Source organism: Hydrogenophaga sp. RWCD_12 (assembly GCF_046604225.1).
Classification (GTDB): domain Bacteria; phylum Pseudomonadota; class Gammaproteobacteria; order Burkholderiales; family Burkholderiaceae_C; genus Hydrogenophaga.
The window spans coordinates 573991-593451 of sequence record NZ_JBKIXC010000001.1; the positions used below are offsets into that span (position 1 = coordinate 573991).

Sequence of the window (19461 nt, forward strand, 5' to 3'; positions counted from 1 at the left end):
GTCACTTCATCAGGCTCGGGAGCCACAGCGAGATCGCCGGGAAAGCGATCAGGATCGCCAGGCGAACCACGTCGGCTGTCACGAACGGCCAGACGCCGCGGAAGATCGCGCTGAGCTTCACATCGGGCAGCAGGCTGTTGATCACGAACAGGTTCATGCCCACCGGCGGGGAAATCATGCCGATCTCGACGATGGTGACGATGAGGATGCCGAACCATACCGGGTCAAAGCCCAGGGCCGTGATCATCGGGAAGAACACCGGGATGGTCAGCAGCACCATGGACAGTTCCTCCATGGCCAGACCGAGCACGATGTAGATGCCCATCATCATGATCACCACCATGATTGGGTTTGGGCTGAACTGCACGATGAAGTCACGCAGGTCACCCGGCATCGACGTGAAGTTCACGAAGTTGCTGAAGATCATTGCCGCGATCAGGATGGTGAACAGCATCGCGGTGGTGCGTGCGCTTTCCACCAGGATGTCCATCAGCGTACGGGGCGTCAGCGACCCCCGCAGCAGGGCGAACATGAAGGCCCCGGCAGCGCCGACGCCCGCCCCTTCGGTGGCGGTGAACACCCCGCCGTAGATGCCGCCGATCACCAGTGCAAACAGCACCACCACGCCCCAGACACCCCGGATCGCCGCCCAGCGCTGGCTCCAGGTGGCGCGCTCGGCGGGAGGTCCGGCGGCGGGATCGCGCCAGGTGATGAACACGACCGCCAGGCACAGGCAGACGATGGCCACGATGCCGGGCAGGATGCCGGCAACAAAGAGCTTGCCAATGTCAGTCTCGGTGATGATGCCGTAGATCACCATGATGGTGGACGGCGGGATCATGATCCCCAGCGTGCCACCCGCGCCGATGGCACCGGCTGCCAGCCCGTCCTTGTAGCCGTGTGCCTTCATTTCGGGGTAGGCGACCCGCGTCATGGTGGCGGCCGTGGCAATCGACGAACCACAGATGGCGCCGAAGCCGCCCGAGGCGATCACGCTGGCCATGGCCAGTCCACCGCGTTTGTGGCCGACGAACGCATTGGCAGCCGCAAAGAGTTCCCGGGCCATGCCGGCGCGCGCCACGAAGTTGCCCATCAGGATGAACAGCGGGATCACCGACAGCACGTACTGGAAGCCGGTTTCGAAGATCACCTGGCTGGTGCTGGCAAAGGCTGGCGACCAGCCGCGCATGAGACCCAGACCGGCAATGCCCACCAGTGCCATGGACACCGCCAGCGGCACCCGCAGCAGCGCGAGCAGAAAGACGGCCGCGAAGCCCAGAGCCGCTTCGGTCATACCGCACCTCCCTGTTCGACGCTGTCGGCTTCATGCTGCGGTGAGAACACCAGCACAAGGTGAACCAGCGCGGTCAGGACCAGCAGGCCGGTCATCAGCCAGGCCACCGGTGCAATCGAGAACTGCAGGTACACCGTGGTGTCTCCATATTCAGCGAAACGCAGGGCCCGTTGGTTCATGAGCCAGGCCAGCCCGCCGAACGTTAAGGCGCACACCAGTTCCACCAAGCGGTTCTGGATGTCCTTGACCAGCGGTGGAATCAGGTGATCCAGCGAGTCGAACACCACGTGCTCGCCACGCCAGGACACCAGCGGCAGCGCTCCGAAGATGACCACCACCATCAGGATCTCGGTCAGTTCGAGCCCGCCCGGGACCGAGTGGTTGAAAAACTTGCGGCCGGTGACATCGAAGAGCGTGAGCCACATGATGGTGAAGAGGCCCATCGCGGCCATCAGCCCTGAGGACCACTGCAGCACTTTTTCAAAGGTTTTGAGCATAGGAAGACTGGAACGTGAACAAAAAAGCCGGCGGGGCAGCTGTTGTCACTGCCCCGCCGGCCATCAGACGGTGGTTGTCTGAATCCGGCCTTACTTCACCTTGGCGATTTCGGCGCGGAACTCGGCCAGCACGCCCTTGGGGTTCTTCAGGCCCTTGGCTTCGGCCGCGGCCGCCCACTTGTCTTCCAGGGCAGCCTGCTTGGCCTTGATCTCGTTGACGAACGCCTCGCTGGCCTTGATGCGTTGCACGCCCTGGGCCTTCTGGGCGCCGTTGACCGAGGCGTCGTCCACCTTGTCCCAGCCGGCGCCGAACAGGCGGGCTGCATATTCGCCCGAGAGCTTGTCCACCACGGCCTTGTCCTGGGCCGACAGTGCGTCGTACTTGGCCGGGTTCATCATGAACACGAAGCTGGTGTTGTAGAGGCCGCCCGGGAGCACGGTGGCGTACTTGATCATGCTCAGCTTGAAAGACGCGATCGACTCGTCGGGGAACAGCGTTCCGTCCATCACGCCGGTGGACAGCAGTTCGAACGCTTCGGTGGCCGGCTTGAGGGTGGTGTTCCAGCCCATCGCCTTGGTCAGTTCGTTGATGTTGCCACCACCGATGCGCCACTTCAGCGTTGCGCCGTCGGCGAGGCTGGTGACAGGCTTTTTGCTGTTGAAGATGGTGCCGGGACCGTGCGTGAACACTCCCAGCACCTTGACACCACGGTGCTCACCCAGCGGGGCAAAGTACTTGCTGTAAATACGCTGATAGGCGACCGATGTGGCCATGGAGTTGTCGCCCAGGAACGGGAACTCGGCCACCTGGGTGTTGACGAAGCGGCCCGGGGTGTAGCCGTCCACCGTGAACGAAATGTCGGCCAGCCCGTCGCGCACAGCATCGAAGGTGCCCGGAGGCGCCGACACCATCTTGGGCAGGATGTTGCACTTCATGCGGCCGGCACTTTCCTTCTCCAGCGCATCGCACCATTCCTTCTGGCCAACGCTCAGCGTGTGGGTCGGGGGCACCCAGCTTGATGCCGTGAACACCGTCTGGGCGTAAGCCTGCGCGCCAACGAACAGGGTGGAAGCCAAAGCGGCCGAGCAAGCCAGACGGAATTTCATGCAGTGTCTCCGGAGGAATGTGATTGGTTATTCAATATAAGCACATGGCTTGATTTCACTATAGGCGAATACACGCGGGCCGGTTCTAATGACTTACCCGAATTAACCGACCGATCGGTTGGTTTTCAGGGATTTCCCTTGCTTTGTCGTCGGGATGGCAGACGCGCGCGAGGGCATTGGCGATCATCCGGACTCTTCCTCTATAATCATAAAAAAGCACGACCGTTCGATTTTTTGGCCATGCAGCAAAGGTATGCCCAAAATTGTCGCGGTGCCTGCCGGACGCCTACAATCCGAATTGACGTGCACGTCAACTCGGGCACCCGTTTCAACCCGCCTTTCCCATTCATCAGGAGCAACCGAACATGAAGGTCATCGTCCCCGTCAAACGCGTGGTGGACTACAACGTCAAGGTGCGCGTCAAGAGCGACGGCACTGGCGTGGACATCGCCAACGTCAAGATGAGCATGAACCCGTTTGACGAGATCGCGGTGGAAGAAGCCGTGCGCCTGAAGGAGAAGGGCGTGGTCACCGAAGTGATCGCTGTCTCCTGTGGCGTGGCGCAATGCCAGGAAACCCTGCGCACGGCCATGGCCATCGGCGCAGACCGCGCCATCCTGGTGGAAACCGATGTCGAGTTGCAGCCGCTGGCCGTGGCCAAGCTGCTCAAGGCCTTGGTGGACAAGGAGCAACCCGGATTGATCATCCTGGGCAAACAGGCGATCGACGACGACGCCAACCAGACCGGTCAGATGCTCGCTGCGTTGGCCGATCTGCCGCAGGCCACCTTCGCCAGCAAGGTCGAAGTCGCCGACGGCAAGGCCAAGGTCACGCGTGAAATCGACGGCGGCCTGGAAACGCTGGAAATCACGCTGCCTGCCGTGGTCACCACCGACCTGCGCCTGAACGAGCCGCGCTACGTGACGCTGCCGAACATCATGAAGGCCAAGAAGAAGCCGCTGGAAACCGTCAAGCCCGCCGACCTTGGCGTGGACGTGACGCCGCGCCTGAAGACGATCAAGGTCGCAGAGCCCGCCAAGCGCGGCGCCGGCATCAAGGTGCCCGATGTGGCCACCCTGGTCGACAAGCTCAAGAACGAAGCCAAAGTGATCTGAGGAAGAAACAACATGACCGCACTCGTCATTGCCGAACACGACAACGCCTCCATCAAGGGCGCGACCTTCAACACCGTCACCGCCGCCGCTGCCTGCGGGGGTGATGTGCACGTGCTGGTGGCAGGCCACAACGCCGGCGCCGCCGCCGCACAGGCTGCGCAGATCGCCGGCGTGTCCAAGGTGATCCACGCCGACGCCGAAGGCTTCGCCCACGGCCTGGCCGAAAATGTGGCCGCCCAGGTGCTCGCCATCGCCGGCAGCTACAGCCACATCCTGTTCGCTGCCACCGCCGGTGGCAAAAACGTGTCCCCGCGCGTGGCCGCCAAGCTGGACGTCGCGCAGATCAGCGAAATCAGCAAGGTGGTCAGCGCCGACACCTTCGAGCGCCCGATCTACGCCGGCAACGCGATTGCCACCGTGCAGAGCAGCGACGCCACCAAGGTCATCACCGTGCGCGCCACCGGCTTTGACGCCGCGGGCCAGGGCGGATCTGCTGCCGTGGAAACCGTGACGGCAGCAGCCGGCAACGGCAAGAGCGCCTATCTGGGCAGCGAGATCGCCAAGAACGACCGCCCCGAACTCACCGCCGCCAAGATCATCGTCTCCGGTGGCCGTGCGCTGGGCAGCAGCGAGAAGTTCAACGAAGTGATGACGCCGCTGGCCGACAAGCTGGGCGCTGCCATCGGCGCCAGCCGTGCTGCCGTGGACGCCGGCTACGCCGCCAACGACCTGCAGGTGGGCCAGACCGGCAAGATCGTCGCGCCACAGCTGTACGTGGCCTGTGGCATCTCGGGCGCGATCCAGCATCTTGCCGGCATGAAGGATTCCAAGGTAATCGTGGCGATCAACAAGGACCCCGAGGCACCGATCTTCTCGGTGGCCGACTATGGTCTGGAGGCCGATCTGTTTGCGGCTGTGCCTGAACTGGTTTCGAAGCTGTAAGCCGACAGCACCCACAAGGGCATCGCTTGCGATGCCCTTTTTTTGCACCCGCATTCGAACTCTGGAGACTTTCATGATCTATACCGCACCCCTCAAGGACATGCTTTTCAACATCGAGCACCTGGCGCGCATCGACCAGGTCGCCGCCTTGCCCGGCTTTGAAGACGCCGGTCTGGAGACTGCCCAGGCGGTCCTGGAGGAGTGCGCCAAGCTCAATGAAGGTGTGATCGCCCCACTGAACTGGGAGGGCGACAAGAACCCGTCCTTCTTCAAGGACGGCAACGTGACCACCACGCCTGGCTTCAAGGAGGCCTTCAAGCAGTACGCCGAAGGCGGCTGGCAGGGCCTGCAGCATCCGGTGGACTTCGGCGGCCAGGGCCTGCCCAAGACCATCGGCGCGGCCTGCGGCGAAATCCTCAACAGCGCCAACATGAGCTTCGCGCTCTGCCCGCTGCTGACCGACGGCGCCATCGAAGCGCTGATCACCGCCGGCAGCGACCAGCTCAAGGCCGTGTACCTGGAAAAGCTGGTCAGCGGCCAGTGGACCGGCACCATGAACCTGACCGAGCCGCAGGCCGGTTCCGACCTGGCTGCCGTGCGCAGCCGCGCCGAGCCGCAGCCCGACGGCACCTACAAGGTGTTCGGCACCAAGATTTTCATCACCTACGGTGAACACGACATGGCCGAGAACATCGTCCACCTCGTGCTGGCCCGCGTGACCGGTGCGCCCGAGGGCGTCAAGGGCATCAGCCTGTTCGTGGTGCCGAAGTTCATGGTCAACGCCGACGGCTCGCTGGGCGCACGCAACGACGTGCACTGCGTGAGCATCGAACACAAGATGGGCATCAAGGCCTCGCCCACCGCCGTGCTGCAGTACGGCGACCACGGCGGTGCTGTGGGCTATCTGGTCGGGGAAGAGAACCGTGGCCTCGAATACATGTTCATCATGATGAATGCCGCCCGCTACGCCGTGGGCGTGCAGGGCATCGCCGTGTCCGAGCGTGCCTACCAGAAGGCCGTGCAGTATGCCAAAGACCGCGTGCAGAGCCGCCCTGTCGACGGCAGCTTCACCACCGCCGCGCCCATCATTCACCACGCTGATGTGAAGCGCATGCTCATGACCATGCGCGCTGCGACCGAAGGCTGCCGCGCCATGGCCAGTGTGGCCGCGGCTGCCTACGACGCCGCGCACCACCACCCCGACGCCGAGGTGCGCAAGCAGAACGCGACGTTCTATGAATTCCTGGTGCCGCTGGTCAAGGGCTACAGCACCGAGATGAGCCTGGAAGTCACCTCGCTGGGTGTGCAGGTGCATGGTGGCATGGGCTTCATCGAAGAAACCGGTGCGGCGCAGTACTACCGTGACGCGAAGATCCTGACCATCTACGAAGGCACGACCGCCATCCAGGCCAACGACCTGGTCGGTCGCAAGACCTCGCGCGATGGCGGTACTTCTGCCAAGGCGATTGCGGCGCAGATCGAGAAGACCGAGGCCGAGCTCAAGGCAAGTGGCAGCGCCAATGCGCTGGCCGTCGCCAAGCGCCTGACCGCGGCCCGTCTGGCTTTTGTCGACGTGGTGGACTTCATCGCCGCCAACACCCGCAGCAATCCCAACGCCGCCTTCGCTGGCAGCGTGCCCTACCTCATGCTCGCCGGCAACCTGATGGCGGGCTGGCAGCTGGCGCGCGCGCTGCTGGTGGCCGAAGACCTGTCCGCCAAGGGACAGGACACGCCGTTCATGCACGCCAAGATCACCACCGCCCGCTTCTATGCCGACCACCTGCTCAGCCGCGCGCCGGGCGTGCGCGATGCGATCGTGGAAGGCGCCGACGCCGTGACGGCGCTGCCCGCCGAAGCGTTCTGAACAACAAACCGGAGATGACATGACCCTACGCCAACGCTACCTGCCACCCGTCCTGCAGAACCTGCCGTTCCCGGTGATCGGCTCTCCGCTGTTCATCATCAGCAACCCCAAGCTGGTCATTGCCCAGTGCAAGGCCGGTGTGGTCGGCTCCATGCCTGCGCTGAACGCGCGCCCGGCCTCGCAACTGGACGAGTGGCTGGCCGAGATCACCGAGGCGCTGGCCGCGCACGACAAGGCCAACCCGGACCACAAGGCCGCACCGTTCGCGATCAACCAGATCGTGCACAAGAGCAACGACCGGCTGGAGCAAGACCTGCAGCTGTGCGCCAAGTACAAGGTGCCGGTGATCATCACCAGCCTGGGTGCGCGTGAGGACGTGAACCAGGCCGTGCACAGCTGGGGCGGCGTGGTCCTGCACGACGTGATCAACAACGTGTTCGCGCACAAGGCGATCGAGAAGGGCGCCGACGGCCTGATCCCGGTGGCGGCCGGTGCCGGCGGCCACGCCAGTGTCAAGAGCCCGTTCGCGATGATCCAGGAGATCCGCGACTGGTTCGACGGCCCGGTGGCGCTGTCGGGTTCCATCGCCTCGGGCGGCGCCATCCTGGCGGCCCAGGCCATGGGCGCCGACTTCGCCTACATGGGCTCGGCCTTCATCGCCACCGATGAAGCCCGCGCGGTCGACGGTTACAAGCAGATGATCACCGAGTGCAACTCGGACGACATCGTCTACAGCAACTTCTACACGGGCGTGCACGGCAACTACCTCAAGGGCAGCATCAAGAACGCTGGCATGGACCCGGACAATCTGCCGGTCAGCGACCCGAGCAAGATGAACTTCAGCACCGGTGAAGGTGCCAATGCCGCGAAGGCCTGGAAGGACATCTGGGGCTGCGGCCAGGGCATCGGCGCGATCCGCGAAGTGGTGCCGGCGGCCGACCTGGTGGCGCGCCTCAAGCGCGAATACGCAGAGGCCAAGGCCCGCATCTGTGGGATGAACTAAGCACGGCGGCGAGCGCCGCGCTTACTTGAACAGGTCCTTGATCGCGTCGAGGATCGTGGGCGGGCCGGCCAGTGCGGAGCCGGCGCCGTCGGTGATCGATTCGACCGCACCGCCATTGACCCATTCGGCATAGAGCCAGTCGTCCTTGGCACGCGCCAGGCCGGCAGGCGCTTCGCCTGGTGGTGCCACGGGCACGCCCTTGAGCGCGGCGGCCATGTAGTCGTTCCAGATCGGCAGCGCCAGCCGGCCGCCCGATTCGTGGTCACCCAGGCTGCGCGGCTTGTCATACCCCATCCACACCACGGCGGCCACACCAGGCTGGTAGCCCGCGAACCAGGCGTCGAGCACGTCGTTGGTGGTGCCGGTCTTGCCGTAGATGTCGGTGCGCTTGAGGCGCGCCTGCGCCTTGGCGGCGGTGCCGACGCGCGTCACGTCGTTGAGCAGGCTGCTCATGACGTAGGCGTTGCGGGCCGGGATCGCGCGGTTGTCCTCGCTGAGCACCGCGGTCGGCGGCGCTTCGAACAGCACCTTGCCCTGCGCGTCGGTGATTTTCTCGATCACCACCGGCTCCAGCGACCAGCCGCCGTTGGCCAGCGTCGAGTAGGCGCGCACCATCTGAAGCGGCGTCACCTGTCCGGTGCCCAGCGCCAGCGTGAGGTTGTCGGGTTGTTTGCTCACATCCAGACCGAAGCGCCCGAGCCAGTCGCGCGCCTTGGCGGTGCCGGTGTGCTGGAGCACGCGAATGCTCACCAGGTTGTTGGATTTCGCCAGACCCTCACGCAAGGTGATCGGGCCGCCGGCACTGGGAGCAGCGTTGCCCGGCGTCCATCCATTGGCGGCCGTGAACGGCGATTCGTCGACCAGCGTCGACGGCATCACCCGCTCCTCCAGCGCCGCCGAATACAGCAGCGGCTTGATGGTAGAGCCTGGCTGGCGCCAGCCCTGGGTCACGTGGTTGAACGGCTGGCGGTTGAAGTCGAAACCGCCGACCAGCGCGCGGACGCGCCCGGTGTGCGTGTCCAGCGACACCAGTGCCGCCTCGGTTTCGGGCCACTGGCTGATGGACCAGTCCTTGCCCTCCTGAATCAGGCGCAGCACCGAGCCACGCCGGATCTTCAATGTGTTGTCGGCCTTGGCGGACAGCCCGGGCTGGGCCCAGCGCAGGCCTTCTCCGGTGATGCGGACCTGGTCTCCGCTGGCCAGCTGCACGCGCACTTCCTTGGCGCCGGCGGCCAGCACCACGCCAACTTTCAGCAGGTCGTCGTCCTGGTGGTCCTTCAGCACTTCGGCGGCTGCGCGCTCGAGTTCCGCACCGTCGGTCGGCAGATCGCCATAACCCTCCGGGCCGCGCCAGGGGCCACGCCGGTCCTGGGCCAGCACGCCGCGCTGCACCGCCGCATAGGCGGCGCGCTGGTCGGCGGCCCGCAGTGAGGTCGTCACCCGGATGCCGCGCGAGTAGGCCACTTCGCCAAAGCGGTCGACCACGGCGCGCCGCGCCATTTCGGCCACATGCCCCGCTTCGACATCGCGCTGGCCCGGCGGCCGGATCACCAGCTTCTCGGCGCGTGCGGCGGCCAGTTGTGCATCGTTGATCACGCCCACGGTGCGCATGCGCTCCAGCACGATGCGCTGGCGGGCCGTGGCGCGCTCGAAGTTGGCGACGGGGTTGGCGTAGTAAGGGTTCTGCGGCAGGCCCGCTAGCATCGCGGTCTCGGCGATGGAGAGTTGCTCCATCGACTTGCCGAAGTAGGTCTGCGCGGCGGCGGCAAAGCCATAGGCGCGCTGACCCAGGAAGATCTCGTTGAGGTAGATCTCGAGGATGCGGTCTTTCGACAGCGCTTCCTCGACCTTGAAGGCCAGCATGATCTCCTTGGCCTTGCGCTCGAAAGTCCGCTCGCGCGTGAGCAGCATGGTGCGCACCAGCTGCTGCGTGATGGTGCTGGCACCCTGCTTGCGGCCGCCGGTGATCAGGGCCAGGGCGGCACGCGCCATGCCCTTGGGGTCGACGCCCGAGTGCTCACGGAAGCGCGCGTCTTCCACCGCCAGCAGCGCGTCCTGCATGAGTTTGGGTGTTTTCGACAGCGGCACGTATTCACGCCGCTCGGCGCCGAATTGCGCCAGCTCCACCCCATCGGAGGTGAACACCTGCAGCGGCAGCTTGGGCTGGTAATGGACGATCCGGTCGATGGGGGGCAGGTCGACCAGACCAGCCTGCGTCGAGGTCGGGGCCAGAAGACTGCCGGTCAGGGCCAGCGGAGCCAGGGTCAGGAACGCACGGCGGCGAAGGGTGGGGCGCATGGGGCGAAATTATCCAGCGCCACTGTGAAGCGGGTATGCAGTGAATTTCCCACCCTGTAACCGATTGTGCAGTGCCGCACGCCGCGGCAACCGGACTCGGCCATTGAGCAACGGATAGACCGCCTGCCACCAGTCAAGAACAGGAAGCAGACATCAGGCGGCGCCTTTGAAGCGCGTGAGACTCTGCTTGCGGAATTCGGTGGGCGTCATGCCCTTGATTTCCAGGAAGCGGCGGTTGAAGTTGGCAACGTTGTTGAAGCCGACTTCGTAGCAGATGTGGGTGACCTGCTGGTCGGTGTCCATCAGCAGCTGACAGGCGCGGCTGATGCGCACCCGGTTGACGAAGTCGGTGAAGGTGTTACCGGTGGCTTTGCGGAAGAAACGGCTGAACTTGCTTTCGCTCATGCCCAGCTCGGCGGCCAGGGCGCCCGCCGAGTGGTCGTCGGCCAGGTGATCGGTGATGCGGCTGACGACGGCGTGGATCTGGTCGATCGAGGCGTCGTCGTCGTCGCTCTGCAGCTGCACGCTGGAGAGCAACCGGTAGTCGGTGCAGGCCGCCAGGTCGGCCAGGTAGTCGCAGAAGGCCGTGAGGCGGCGCAAGCCGCGCGCGGACTTCACGCGGTGCCAGTGTTTCTCGGCCAGCTCCGACATGCCAAAGAACTCGATGCCGTTCTTGGCGCGTTCGAGCAGCGGCAGCACTTCGCGCAGCTCGGGAATGGTCTCGGCGGCGCGCACCAGAGGCTCGTGCGTGAACTGGATCACCAGATCGCGCTGCGCCACGCCGCCCTCGGGCATGTCCATCGTGACCCAGTTGTGCGGCAGGCGCGGGCCGGTGAGCACCAACTGGCCGGCCTGGAAGGGTCCGATCCAGTCGCCCACGAACACCTTGCCGCTGGTGCTGGTGATCAGGTGCAGCTCGTACTCGTCGTGGTAGTGCCAGCGGGCCAGCGGTGTCGGAAAACCATGGTCCAGACAACGCACGAAGCCGACGTCGGACGACAGCTCGTAGCCCAGGTCGGGCGAGCGAACGAACTCGTGCTCCAGCTCGGGCTTGAGCTGGCGCGGGGCAACGGGCATCTTCACGGTCATGGTGGGCTCCGACGTCAAGGGCGCCTAAGTTACACCGGATCAGGCCCTGGCGCGTTCCGCCACGAAAGCCTGCACGCGGGCGTAGGCCTTGCGCAGCGCGTCGACCAGTTCTGGTCGGTTGGCCATTTCGCCCCACAGCGTGGTGTCGGCGGCGTAGGCGGCGACCGGGTCGGCCGCGTCGCAGATTGCATGCGCCACGGCCGGGTCCATCGCCTGGTCCTGGTAGGTGTAGGGAATCTGGCCCTGGTGCCAGCGCTGCAGGTAGGCCAGGAACAGCGCGGGCAGCATGGCCACGCTGTCGAATGACCCACCGCGGGCCAGCTTGTCTCGGATGGTGGGCGCGATCATGCCGGGGATCTTGGAGAAGGCGTCCATCGCCACGCGCTGGTTGGTGTCCTGGATGGCGGGGTTGCCGAAGCGGTCGAGCACCACGTCGCGGTACTTCTCCAGGTTGATCGGGCAGGGCAGCAGGACCGGGATCGCGTCGTCGGTCACGTAGTCGAAGGCCATCTTCCGGATGGCGGCGTCGTGGGTGCCTTCGTGGATGTAGAGGTACCCGGCCAGTGTGCCGGCCCAGGCGATGCAGCTGTGCGTGGCGTTGAGCAGGCGGATCTTGGCTTCTTCGTAGGCCTGCACCGAATTGACCATCTCGACCCCGACCTTTTCCCACTCGGGGCGGCCGGCGATGAAGTTGTCTTCGATCACCCACTGGATGAAGCTCTCGCCCATGACGGCGGCCTTGTCGTCCCAGCCGGTGGCGGCTTTCACGCGCTCTGCCACGTCGGGCGTGGGGCGCGGCGTGATGCGGTCGACCATGGCGTTGGGGCTGCGGGTGTTTTCCTGCACCCAGGCCTTGAGCGCGGTGTCGCCCAGCGCGTCGATGAACTGCAGCAGGCCGCCGCGCGAGCGCTCGCCGTTGTGGCGCAGGTTGTCGCAGTTCATCAGCGTGACCGCACCGGCGCCGGCCTTCATGCGCGCCTTCAGGATGCTGACCAGGCCGCCGTAGATCGTGTGGCCGGCCTTGCCGCCCTTCACGGCTTCGAGGTCGGCGCGCAGGTCGGGGAAGGTGGGCCAATCGAGCTGGTTGTTCGCGTCAAGGTAGTAGCCGGCTTCGGTGACGGTGAAGGAAATGATGCGCGTGGCCGGGTCGGCGCCGACGGCGATCAGCGGGGCCAGGTCTTCCTGGTAAGGCACCACGCGCTGGATCGACTCGATGCGCGTGTAGTTGCGCTCGCCCTGGGGCGTGACGGTCTCCAGCGTGTAGGCGCCGCCCTGCGCCTGCAAGGCCGCGATGGTGTCGAGCATGTCGGGACGCAGGTTGCCGCCGGTGATGGACCAGCGCCGGTCTTCGGTCTGGCCCTGCTGGCGCAGCTGGTGGACGTAGACGGCCTGGTGGGCGCGGTGGAAGGAGCCCAGTCCGAGGTGAAGGATGGTGTACATGATCGGTCGCGTGAAAAGGGCGGGGTCAGAGGTCGAAATTCGTGGGCATCATCACCACGTCGCGGATCGTCATGCCGCGCGGGCGCGTGAGCATGAACAGCACGACGTTGGCGACTTCCGAGGCTTCGATCAGGCTGCCACTGGCCTTGGCCTCTTCGAGCTTCTCGGCCGGCCAGTCGGCCAGCAGCGAGGTGATCACCGGACCGGGCGAGATCGAGCCGACGCGGATGCCGTGTTTGAACACCTGGCGGCGCACGGTCTGCACGAAGCAGTTCACCGCCCATTTGGACGAGGCGTACACCGGCTCCCAGGGCGTGGGGAAGTGCGCGGCCAGCGAGCTGGTCACGATGATGTCGCCAGTGCCGCGCGCGATCATGTGGGGCAGGACGTTGTGCACGTTCTTCATCACCACATTCACGTTCAGGTTCAGCATTCGGTCGATGGCATCCGGATCGGCGTCGACCAGGTCACCGCCGACGTACAGGCCGGCGTTGGCGTGGAAGATGTCGAGCTGTCCGGCAATGGCCAGCGTGCGGTCCAGCAGGCTGGCGCACTGCTTCGTGTCAAGCAGGTCCAGCACCAGTGGCGACGCGCTGGCGCCGATGGCGGCGCAGGCCTTGGCCAGCGCTTGTTCGTCGCGGTCGATCAGCACCACGCGGGCACCGGCATTGGCCATGGCCTGGGCGCTGGCAAAGCCGATGCCCGAGGCCGCGCCAGTGACGGCGGCAACCTTGCCTTGCAGTTCTTGTCCGGGAGTCATGGTGGTCATGCGTGCTGTGCGGCCACGATGCGGCCGGCGGTGTCGAACCAGTGGGCCTGCGAGGCGTCGATGTCCAGGCTGACGGCGTCGCCGGCGTGCAGGACGGTGCGCTCGTTCTGGCGGGCCACGAACTGCGCGCCAGTGGGGGTACTCACATAGATCAGGGTCTCGGCGCCCAGCGCCTCAACGAGATCGACCTGGCCGGAGACCGGCGTGGTGCCGGTGCTGCGCACGCTGATGTTCTCGGGGCGCAGGCCGATCGAGCCGCCCACGGCGCCCACCGGCGCCTGTTGCGCCACCAGGGCTGGAACCTGCTGCAGCGGAAGCACGTTCATCTGCGGCGTGCCGATGAACTGCGCCACGAACTGGTTGGCCGGCTTGTCGTACAGCTCCAGCGGCGTGCCCACCTGTTCGATGATGCCGTCGCGCAGCACCACCACGCGGTCGGCCAGGGTCATGGCTTCGACCTGGTCGTGTGTCACGTAGATGGTGGTCGCGCCCAGGTCGCGGTGCAGCTTGGCGATCTCGACCCGGGTCTGGCCGCGCAGTGCGGCGTCCAGGTTGGACAGCGGCTCGTCGAACAGGAAGACCTTGGGCGAGCGCACGATGGCGCGGCCGATGGCCACGCGCTGGCGCTGGCCGCCCGAGAGTTCCTTGGGTGTGCGTTGCAGGTACTGCGTGAGGTTGAGGATGCGCGCGGCGTTCTGGACCTTGTCTTCGATCACCTTGGGATCGACCTTGGCCAGCTTGAGCGCGAAGCTCATGTTCTCGTACACGCTCATGTGCGGGTAAAGAGCGTAGCTCTGGAAAACCATCGCCAGGTCGCGCTTGGAAGAGGGCAGGTGGGTGATGTCCTTGCCGTCCAGCGTGAGTTTGCCGCCGTCGATGTGTTCGAGGCCGGCGATCAGGCGCAGCAGCGTGGACTTGCCGCAGCCCGAAGGGCCGACGAAGACGATGAACTCGCCCTTCTCGATGGTCAGGTCGATGCCCTTGATGGCGCGGTGGGACCCGAAGAACTTTTCGATGCCCTGGAGTTGCAGGTAGGCCATGGGAATGTCTCTTGATAGGGGTTACTTGACGGCGCCGAAGGTCAGGCCCTGCACCAGTTGCTTCTGGCTGAACCAGCCGAAGACGACGATGGGGGCGATGGCCATCAGCGAGGCCGCGGACAGCTTGGCCCAGAACAGGCCCTCGGGGCTGGAGTAGCTGGCGATCAGGGTGGCGAGCGTGCCGGCCTTGGCCGAGCTGAGGTTGAGCGACCAGAAGGCTTCGTTCCAGCTCAGCACCAGACACAGCAAGCCCGTGGAGGCCAGGCCGCCCATGCCCAGCGGCAGCAGCACCTTGAAGGCTTCCTGCCAGAGCGTGGCGCCGTCCATGCGCGCCGCTTCGAGGATCTCGTTGGGGATCTCCTTGAACGACGAATACAGCATCCAGACCATGATGGGCAGGTTGGAGAGCGTGAACACGATGATCAGGCCCAGTTGCGTGTCCAGCAGCTGCGTCTTCTGCGCCATCACATAGATCGGCACCAGCGCGCCGACGGCCGGCATCATCTTGGTCGAGAGCATCCACATCAGGATGTCCTTGTCGCGCTTGCCTTTGTGAAAGGCCATGGCGTAGGCCGCGGGCGCGGCAATCGCCAGCCCCAGCAGCGTGGATACCACGCTGGTGACCACCGAGTTCCATGCGTAGTGCAGGTAGTCGCTGCGCTCCTGCACCTCGTGGAAGTTCTCCAGTGTGGGCTCGAAGATGAACAGCGCCGGCACATTGATGGCCTGCAGCTCCGTCTTGAACGCAGTCAGCAGCAGCCAGCCCAGCGGGAAGAACAGCAGCAGGGCCACGGCCCAGGCGGCCACGGTGCGCACCGCGTAGGCGGGGGTGAAGGTCGATTGACGTGCCATGGTGGGTGGGCCTTATTTGTCGAGGTTCTTGCCGACCATGCGGATCAGGAAGATCGCGGCGATGTTGGCCAGCAGCACGGCAAACAGGGCGCCTGCGGATGCCACGCCGGCATCGAAGTTCAGCAGTGCCTGTTTGAAGATCAGGAAGGCCACGTTGGTGCTCGCGTCACCGGGACCTCCACCGGTTGTGGTGTAGATCTCGGCGAACACGCTGAGCAGGAAGATCAGCTCGATCATCACGACCACGGCCACCGAGCGGCCCAGGTGCGGGATGTAGAGGTAGCGCAGCTGCTGGCCGTAGGTCGCGCCGTCCATGCGCGCGGCTTCGAGCTGCTCGCGGTCCATGCTCTGCAGCGCGGTCATGAAGATCAGCGTGGCAAAGGGCAGCCATTGCCAGGAGACCATGACGATCACCGACAGCAGCGGGTAGTCGGTCAGCCAGTCGATGGGCGTGGCGCCGAAGAAGATCCACAGCTGTGCCAGCACGCCGTAGATCGGGTTCATCATCATGTTCTTCCACAGCAGCGCGTTGACCGTGGGCATGACGAAGAAGGGCGAAATCAACAGCACGCGCACCAGGCCGCGGCCGGCAAAGGGCTCGTTGATCAGCAGGGCGACGGCGACGCCCAGCAGCACGGTGATCAGGATCACGCTGCCCAGCAGCAGCACGGTGTTGATCACCGAGGTGGTGAACGAGGGGTCGGTGACGAAGTACTCGAAGTTCTCCAGTCCGGCGAACCCGGACACATCCGGCTGCATCAGGTTGTAGCGGATCAGGGAGAAGTAGATCGTCATCACCAGCGGCACGATCATCCAGAGGAAGAGCGTGGCCACCGCGGGCGTCAGCAGCAGGCGCGGTATGAGGCGTTTCATGGGTGTCCAGGCAGGAAGGGACCGAGGGGCGCCGATGGATCACACCGGCGCCCTGCGAAGAGTCGGAAAGGGTGGGCAGGGCGCTGGCCCTGCCCGTCGGCGGCTTACTTGTAGTAGCCGGCCTTCTTCATTTCGCGGTCGGCGGCGACCTGGCCGGCCTTCAGCGCGGCGTCGACCGTGGTCTTGCCGGCCAGGGCAGCGCTCATCTGCTGACCCACGGCGATACCGATGGCCTGGAACTCGGGAATGGCCGCGAACTGCACGCCGACGTACGGGCTCTTGGGCAGGGTCGAGTCGTTCGGGTTGGCCGATTCGATGGCCTTGAGCTCAGCCGAAGCGAAGCGGGCGGCCTTCTGGAATTCCGGCGAGGCGTAGGTCGACTTGCGGGTGCCGGTCGGTACGTTGGCCCAGCCGTTGGTCTTGGCGACCAGCTGGATGTAGTCCTTGCTGGTGGCCCAGGTCACGAACTTCTGGGCAGCGTCGACCTTCTTCGAGCCGGCGGGGATCGCCAGGTTCCAGGACCACAGCCAGTTCGCGCCCTTGGGGGTCGCGGCGGTGGGGGCCTGGGCGAACGCCATCTGGTCGGCAACCTTGGACTGCTTCGGATCGCTCACGAACGAGGCAGCGATCGTGGCGTCGATCCACATGCCGCACTTGCCCGAGTTGGTCAGGGCCAGGATTTCGTTGAAGCTGTTGGCAGAGGAGCCGGGAGGGCCGTAGTTTTTCAGCAGGTCGACGTAGAAGGTGATCGCGTCGTGCCAGGGCTTGCTTTCCAGCTGCGGCTTCCAGCTCATGTCGAACCACTGGCCACCGTAGGTGTTGACCAGGGTGGACAGGAAGGCCATGTTGTCGCCCCAGCCCGGCTTGCCGCGCAGACAGATGCCGTACACGCCGGCCTTGGGATCGTGGATCTTCTTGGCGAGTTCGGCGATCTGCGGCCAGGTCGGGTTGTCCGCGACCTTGATGCCGGCCTTGTCGGCCAGGTCCTTGCGGTACATCAGCATCGAGGACTCGCCGTAGAACGGGGCGGCGTAGAGCTTGCCACCCACCGTCAGGCCACCGCGCACGGCGGGCAGCAGGTCGTCGACGTCGTAAGCGCCGTCGGTCTTGAGTTCCTGCAGCCAGCCCTTCTTGCCCCAGATCGGTGCTTCGTACATGCCGATGGTCATGATGTCGAACTGGCCGCCCTTGGTGGCGATGTCGGTCGTCACGCGCTGGCGCAGCACGCCTTCTTCCAGCGTCACCCACTTGAGCTTGATGTCCGGGTTGGCGGTTTCGAAGTTCTTCGACAGCTTCTGCATCTCGATCATGTGGCCGTTGTTCACGGTGGCGATGACGAGTTCGGTGGCGGCGTTGGCGCCTGCGGCGGCCATCAGGCCGGCGGCAAACACGGTGGCAAGGCGGAATTTCACGGAATGTCTCCTGAGGTGGATGGGAGGTCTTTGGGGTTCAACGGTGTCTGATACCGTGGGGCGATTCTGGGGACCTTCTGACCCGCAGTTTGTACGAAAAAGACCAAGACATGTACAGAATTGCGCCATAGCGTCGGGAAATACCCTAGTGTCTGGCAAATAGTATTCGTAATCGCCGAAAAAGTACTTCGCAGTTGCAGCATCGTATTGATCCGGATCCTTTGGGTGGGCTTTTGGCGGCGCATGCGCTACCCTGACCGGCCCACGCCCCAGGGGAGACCCATGAACTTCCTTCATACGCTCACCGGCTCCTTCGCCCAGCCCGCCGCCGAGAACCCGACGGTGGCCATGATTGAAGCCGCCTACCGGCACCACCGAATGGAATGGCGCTACGTCAACTGCGAAGTGCCGCCGGAAAAGCTGGCCGACGCCGTGCGCGGCGCCCGTGCCATGGGCTGGGCGGGCTTCAACTGCTCGCTGCCGCACAAAGTCACGGTGATCGAGCATCTGGACCATCTGGCTCCGTCTGCGGAAATCATCGGTGCGGTCAATACCGTGGTGGTGCGCGATGGGCTGTTGATTGGCGAGAACACCGACGGGCAGGGCTTCATCGAAGCGCTGCGCGGCGTGGGCGAGATCGAAGGTCAGCGTGTGCTGCTGTTTGGTGCCGGTGGCGCGGCGCGTGCGGTGGCGGTCGAACTGGCGCTGGCCGGTGCGGCCCACATCACCGTCGTCAACCGCGGGCGCCTGCATGGGCAGGAACTGGCCGACCTGGTCACCGCGAAGACTTCGGCCACCGGGGAGTACCTGCACTGGCACCCGGCGATGCCGATTCCGGCCGACACGGGCATCGTGGTCAACGCGACCTCGATCGGGCTGTACCCGCATGTCGACGACCAGCTCGACATCGACTGGACAACCCTGCGCCCCGGCATGGTGGTCGCCGACGCCATCCCCAACCCGCCGCGCACCCACCTGATCCGCAGCGCCGAAGCCGCGGGCTGCACCGTGCTCGACGGCCTGGGCATGCTGGTGAACCAGGGAGCAGTCGCGATCCGGCTGTGGAGCGGCGTGGATGTGGACCGGGGTGTGATGCGGCGGGAACTGGAGCGGGTGCTGGGTGTGGCAGAGTAGCTGCTTCGTTGTCCGTGCCCTGCTCGATGCCCCACATCCTCCTTCTCGAAGACGAACCCGCGATTGCCGACACGCTGCTCTACGCGCTGCGCAGCGAGGGCTTCGAGGTTGCGCACGTGCAGCTGGCGCGCGAGGCGCTGGCGGCGTTTGCCCGGCAGCCGCCGGACCTCGCGATCCTTGACGTCGGTGTGCCGGACGGCAACGGGTTTGACGTCTGCCGCGCCATCCGCAAGACCAGCGAACTGCCCATCGTCTTCCTGACCGCGCGCAACGAAGAGATCGATCGCATCCTCGGCCTGGAGCTGGGCGCGGACGACTACGTAAGCAAGCCGTTTTCGCCGCGCGAGGTCTGCGCGCGGGTCAAGGCGATCCTGCGGCGCACGGCCAACGGCAAGACCGCCGAACAGGGCGCAGCGCAAGTGGCGGCGACGGTGCTTTCACCGTTGCGGCTCGACGAGGCCGCGCAGCGCATCGCGTGCGGCGGCGACTACCTGGCGTTGACCCGTTATGAGTACCTGCTGCTGGCGACGCTGCTGCGCCGGCCAGGGCGCATCTTTTCGCGCGCCGAGCTGATGGACCTGGTCTGGGCCGACGCACCCGACACGCTGGACCGCACGGTCGACGCCCACATCAAGATGCTGCGCGCCAAGCTGCGCGAACGAGGCCTGTCGACGGAGCTGATCCAGACGCACCGGAACATGGGGTATTCGCTGACCCTCTCGGTCTGACGCC

17 protein-coding genes are annotated in these 19461 nt (G+C 65.2%); 6 read left to right on the forward strand and 11 right to left on the reverse strand.

The window, feature by feature from the left end; translation table 11 throughout:
- Position 1: 1 nt before the first annotated feature.
- The 3 genes from ACLIJ1_RS02760 to ACLIJ1_RS02770 all read right to left on the reverse strand — a co-directional run bounded on the left by ACLIJ1_RS02760 (position 2) and on the right by ACLIJ1_RS02770 (position 2898).
- Entirely contained in the window at positions 2–1294 is a 1293-nt protein-coding gene (locus ACLIJ1_RS02760) for a TRAP transporter large permease (protein ID WP_411363949.1), read from the reverse strand.
- Entirely contained in the window at positions 1291–1791 is a 501-nt protein-coding gene (locus tag ACLIJ1_RS02765; RefSeq protein ID WP_411363950.1) for a TRAP transporter small permease, read from the reverse strand. The genes ACLIJ1_RS02760 and ACLIJ1_RS02765 overlap by 4 nt, the downstream gene beginning before the upstream one ends.
- Positions 1792–1881: 90 nt before the next feature.
- Positions 1882–2898 (reverse strand): TRAP transporter substrate-binding protein, encoded by a 1017-nt coding sequence (locus tag ACLIJ1_RS02770; RefSeq protein ID WP_411363951.1) that lies wholly within the window; start codon positions 2896–2898, stop codon positions 1882–1884.
- Between the two features lie 365 nt (positions 2899–3263).
- Here ACLIJ1_RS02770 and ACLIJ1_RS02775 point away from each other — a divergent pair, with 365 nt between their 5' ends.
- From ACLIJ1_RS02775 to ACLIJ1_RS02790, 4 genes are all read left to right on the forward strand, one after another.
- On the forward strand, positions 3264–4013 hold the full coding sequence (locus tag ACLIJ1_RS02775; protein WP_411363952.1) for an electron transfer flavoprotein subunit beta/FixA family protein: 750 nt from the start codon (positions 3264–3266) through the stop codon (positions 4011–4013).
- A 12-nt stretch (positions 4014–4025) separates the two neighbouring features.
- Complete coding sequence (locus tag ACLIJ1_RS02780) at positions 4026–4955, forward strand: electron transfer flavoprotein subunit alpha/FixB family protein (protein WP_411363953.1); 930 nt, start codon at positions 4026–4028, stop codon at positions 4953–4955.
- Between the two features lie 73 nt (positions 4956–5028).
- Positions 5029–6819: an acyl-CoA dehydrogenase gene (locus ACLIJ1_RS02785; RefSeq protein ID WP_411363954.1), complete on the forward strand. Its 1791-nt coding sequence runs from the start codon at positions 5029–5031 to the stop codon at positions 6817–6819.
- A gap of 19 nt (positions 6820–6838) precedes the next feature.
- Positions 6839–7822, forward strand: coding sequence for an NAD(P)H-dependent flavin oxidoreductase (locus ACLIJ1_RS02790; RefSeq protein ID WP_411363955.1), 984 nt, complete (start codon positions 6839–6841; stop codon positions 7820–7822).
- A gap of 21 nt (positions 7823–7843) precedes the next feature.
- Here ACLIJ1_RS02790 and ACLIJ1_RS02795 read toward each other — a convergent pair whose 3' ends face one another.
- From ACLIJ1_RS02795 to ACLIJ1_RS02830, 8 genes are all read right to left on the reverse strand, one after another.
- A complete protein-coding gene (locus ACLIJ1_RS02795; protein WP_411363956.1) occupies positions 7844–10120 on the reverse strand; it encodes a penicillin-binding protein 1A in 2277 nt (758 codons plus the stop codon).
- A 153-nt stretch (positions 10121–10273) separates the two neighbouring features.
- Positions 10274–11209 (reverse strand): AraC family transcriptional regulator, encoded by a 936-nt coding sequence (locus ACLIJ1_RS02800; RefSeq protein WP_411363957.1) that lies wholly within the window; start codon positions 11207–11209, stop codon positions 10274–10276.
- A gap of 39 nt (positions 11210–11248) precedes the next feature.
- Entirely contained in the window at positions 11249–12649 is a 1401-nt protein-coding gene (gene dalD / locus ACLIJ1_RS02805) for a D-arabinitol 4-dehydrogenase (protein WP_411363958.1), read from the reverse strand.
- Positions 12650–12674: 25 nt separating this feature from the next.
- The gene (locus tag ACLIJ1_RS02810; protein ID WP_411364773.1) at positions 12675–13409 is read right to left on the reverse strand and encodes an SDR family oxidoreductase; all 735 of its coding nucleotides are present in this window, start codon (positions 13407–13409) and stop codon (positions 12675–12677) included.
- 5 nt (positions 13410–13414) lie between these two features.
- Entirely contained in the window at positions 13415–14458 is a 1044-nt protein-coding gene (locus ACLIJ1_RS02815; RefSeq protein WP_411363959.1) for an ABC transporter ATP-binding protein, read from the reverse strand.
- Between the two features lie 21 nt (positions 14459–14479).
- Entirely contained in the window at positions 14480–15310 is an 831-nt protein-coding gene (locus ACLIJ1_RS02820; RefSeq protein ID WP_411363960.1) for a carbohydrate ABC transporter permease, read from the reverse strand.
- Between the two features lie 12 nt (positions 15311–15322).
- The gene (locus ACLIJ1_RS02825) at positions 15323–16183 is read right to left on the reverse strand and encodes a carbohydrate ABC transporter permease (protein WP_411363961.1); all 861 of its coding nucleotides are present in this window, start codon (positions 16181–16183) and stop codon (positions 15323–15325) included.
- 104 nt (positions 16184–16287) lie between these two features.
- A complete protein-coding gene (locus ACLIJ1_RS02830; protein WP_411364774.1) occupies positions 16288–17556 on the reverse strand; it encodes an ABC transporter substrate-binding protein in 1269 nt (422 codons plus the stop codon).
- Positions 17557–17877: 321 nt separating this feature from the next.
- Here ACLIJ1_RS02830 and aroE point away from each other — a divergent pair, with 321 nt between their 5' ends.
- Together aroE and creB are read left to right on the forward strand one after the other, a co-directional pair.
- Positions 17878–18729: a shikimate dehydrogenase gene (gene aroE, locus ACLIJ1_RS02835; protein ID WP_411363962.1), complete on the forward strand. Its 852-nt coding sequence runs from the start codon at positions 17878–17880 to the stop codon at positions 18727–18729.
- A 26-nt stretch (positions 18730–18755) separates the two neighbouring features.
- The gene (creB, locus tag ACLIJ1_RS02840) at positions 18756–19457 is read left to right on the forward strand and encodes a two-component system response regulator CreB (protein ID WP_411363963.1); all 702 of its coding nucleotides are present in this window, start codon (positions 18756–18758) and stop codon (positions 19455–19457) included.
- Positions 19458–19461: the final 4 nt, after the last annotated feature.

Bases quoted from the DNA above. Each gene is read 5' to 3' on its own strand.
- ACLIJ1_RS02795 (WP_411363956.1), bottom strand. From the start codon at position 10,120: ATGCGCCCCACCCTTCGCCGCCGTGCGTTCCTGACCCTGGCTCCGCTG.
- ACLIJ1_RS02780 (WP_411363953.1), top strand. From the start codon at position 4,026: ATGACCGCACTCGTCATTGCCGAACACGACAACGCCTCCATCAAGGGC.
- ACLIJ1_RS02790 (WP_411363955.1), top strand. From the start codon at position 6,839: ATGACCCTACGCCAACGCTACCTGCCACCCGTCCTGCAGAACCTGCCG.
- ACLIJ1_RS02765 (WP_411363950.1), bottom strand. From the start codon at position 1,791: ATGCTCAAAACCTTTGAAAAAGTGCTGCAGTGGTCCTCAGGGCTGATG.
- ACLIJ1_RS02775 (WP_411363952.1), top strand. From the start codon at position 3,264: ATGAAGGTCATCGTCCCCGTCAAACGCGTGGTGGACTACAACGTCAAG.
- dalD (WP_411363958.1), bottom strand. From the start codon at position 12,649: ATGTACACCATCCTTCACCTCGGACTGGGCTCCTTCCACCGCGCCCAC.
- creB (WP_411363963.1), top strand. From the start codon at position 18,756: ATGCCCCACATCCTCCTTCTCGAAGACGAACCCGCGATTGCCGACACG.
- ACLIJ1_RS02825 (WP_411363961.1), bottom strand. From the start codon at position 16,183: ATGAAACGCCTCATACCGCGCCTGCTGCTGACGCCCGCGGTGGCCACG.
- aroE (WP_411363962.1), top strand. From the start codon at position 17,878: ATGAACTTCCTTCATACGCTCACCGGCTCCTTCGCCCAGCCCGCCGCC.
- ACLIJ1_RS02770 (WP_411363951.1), bottom strand. From the start codon at position 2,898: ATGAAATTCCGTCTGGCTTGCTCGGCCGCTTTGGCTTCCACCCTGTTC.
- ACLIJ1_RS02810 (WP_411364773.1), bottom strand. From the start codon at position 13,409: ATGACTCCCGGACAAGAACTGCAAGGCAAGGTTGCCGCCGTCACTGGC.
- ACLIJ1_RS02820 (WP_411363960.1), bottom strand. From the start codon at position 15,310: ATGGCACGTCAATCGACCTTCACCCCCGCCTACGCGGTGCGCACCGTG.
- ACLIJ1_RS02800 (WP_411363957.1), bottom strand. From the start codon at position 11,209: ATGACCGTGAAGATGCCCGTTGCCCCGCGCCAGCTCAAGCCCGAGCTG.
- ACLIJ1_RS02760 (WP_411363949.1), bottom strand. From the start codon at position 1,294: ATGACCGAAGCGGCTCTGGGCTTCGCGGCCGTCTTTCTGCTCGCGCTG.
- ACLIJ1_RS02815 (WP_411363959.1), bottom strand. From the start codon at position 14,458: ATGGCCTACCTGCAACTCCAGGGCATCGAAAAGTTCTTCGGGTCCCAC.
- ACLIJ1_RS02830 (WP_411364774.1), bottom strand. From the start codon at position 17,556: ATGGCCGCCGCAGGCGCCAACGCCGCCACCGAACTCGTCATCGCCACC.
- ACLIJ1_RS02785 (WP_411363954.1), top strand. From the start codon at position 5,029: ATGATCTATACCGCACCCCTCAAGGACATGCTTTTCAACATCGAGCAC.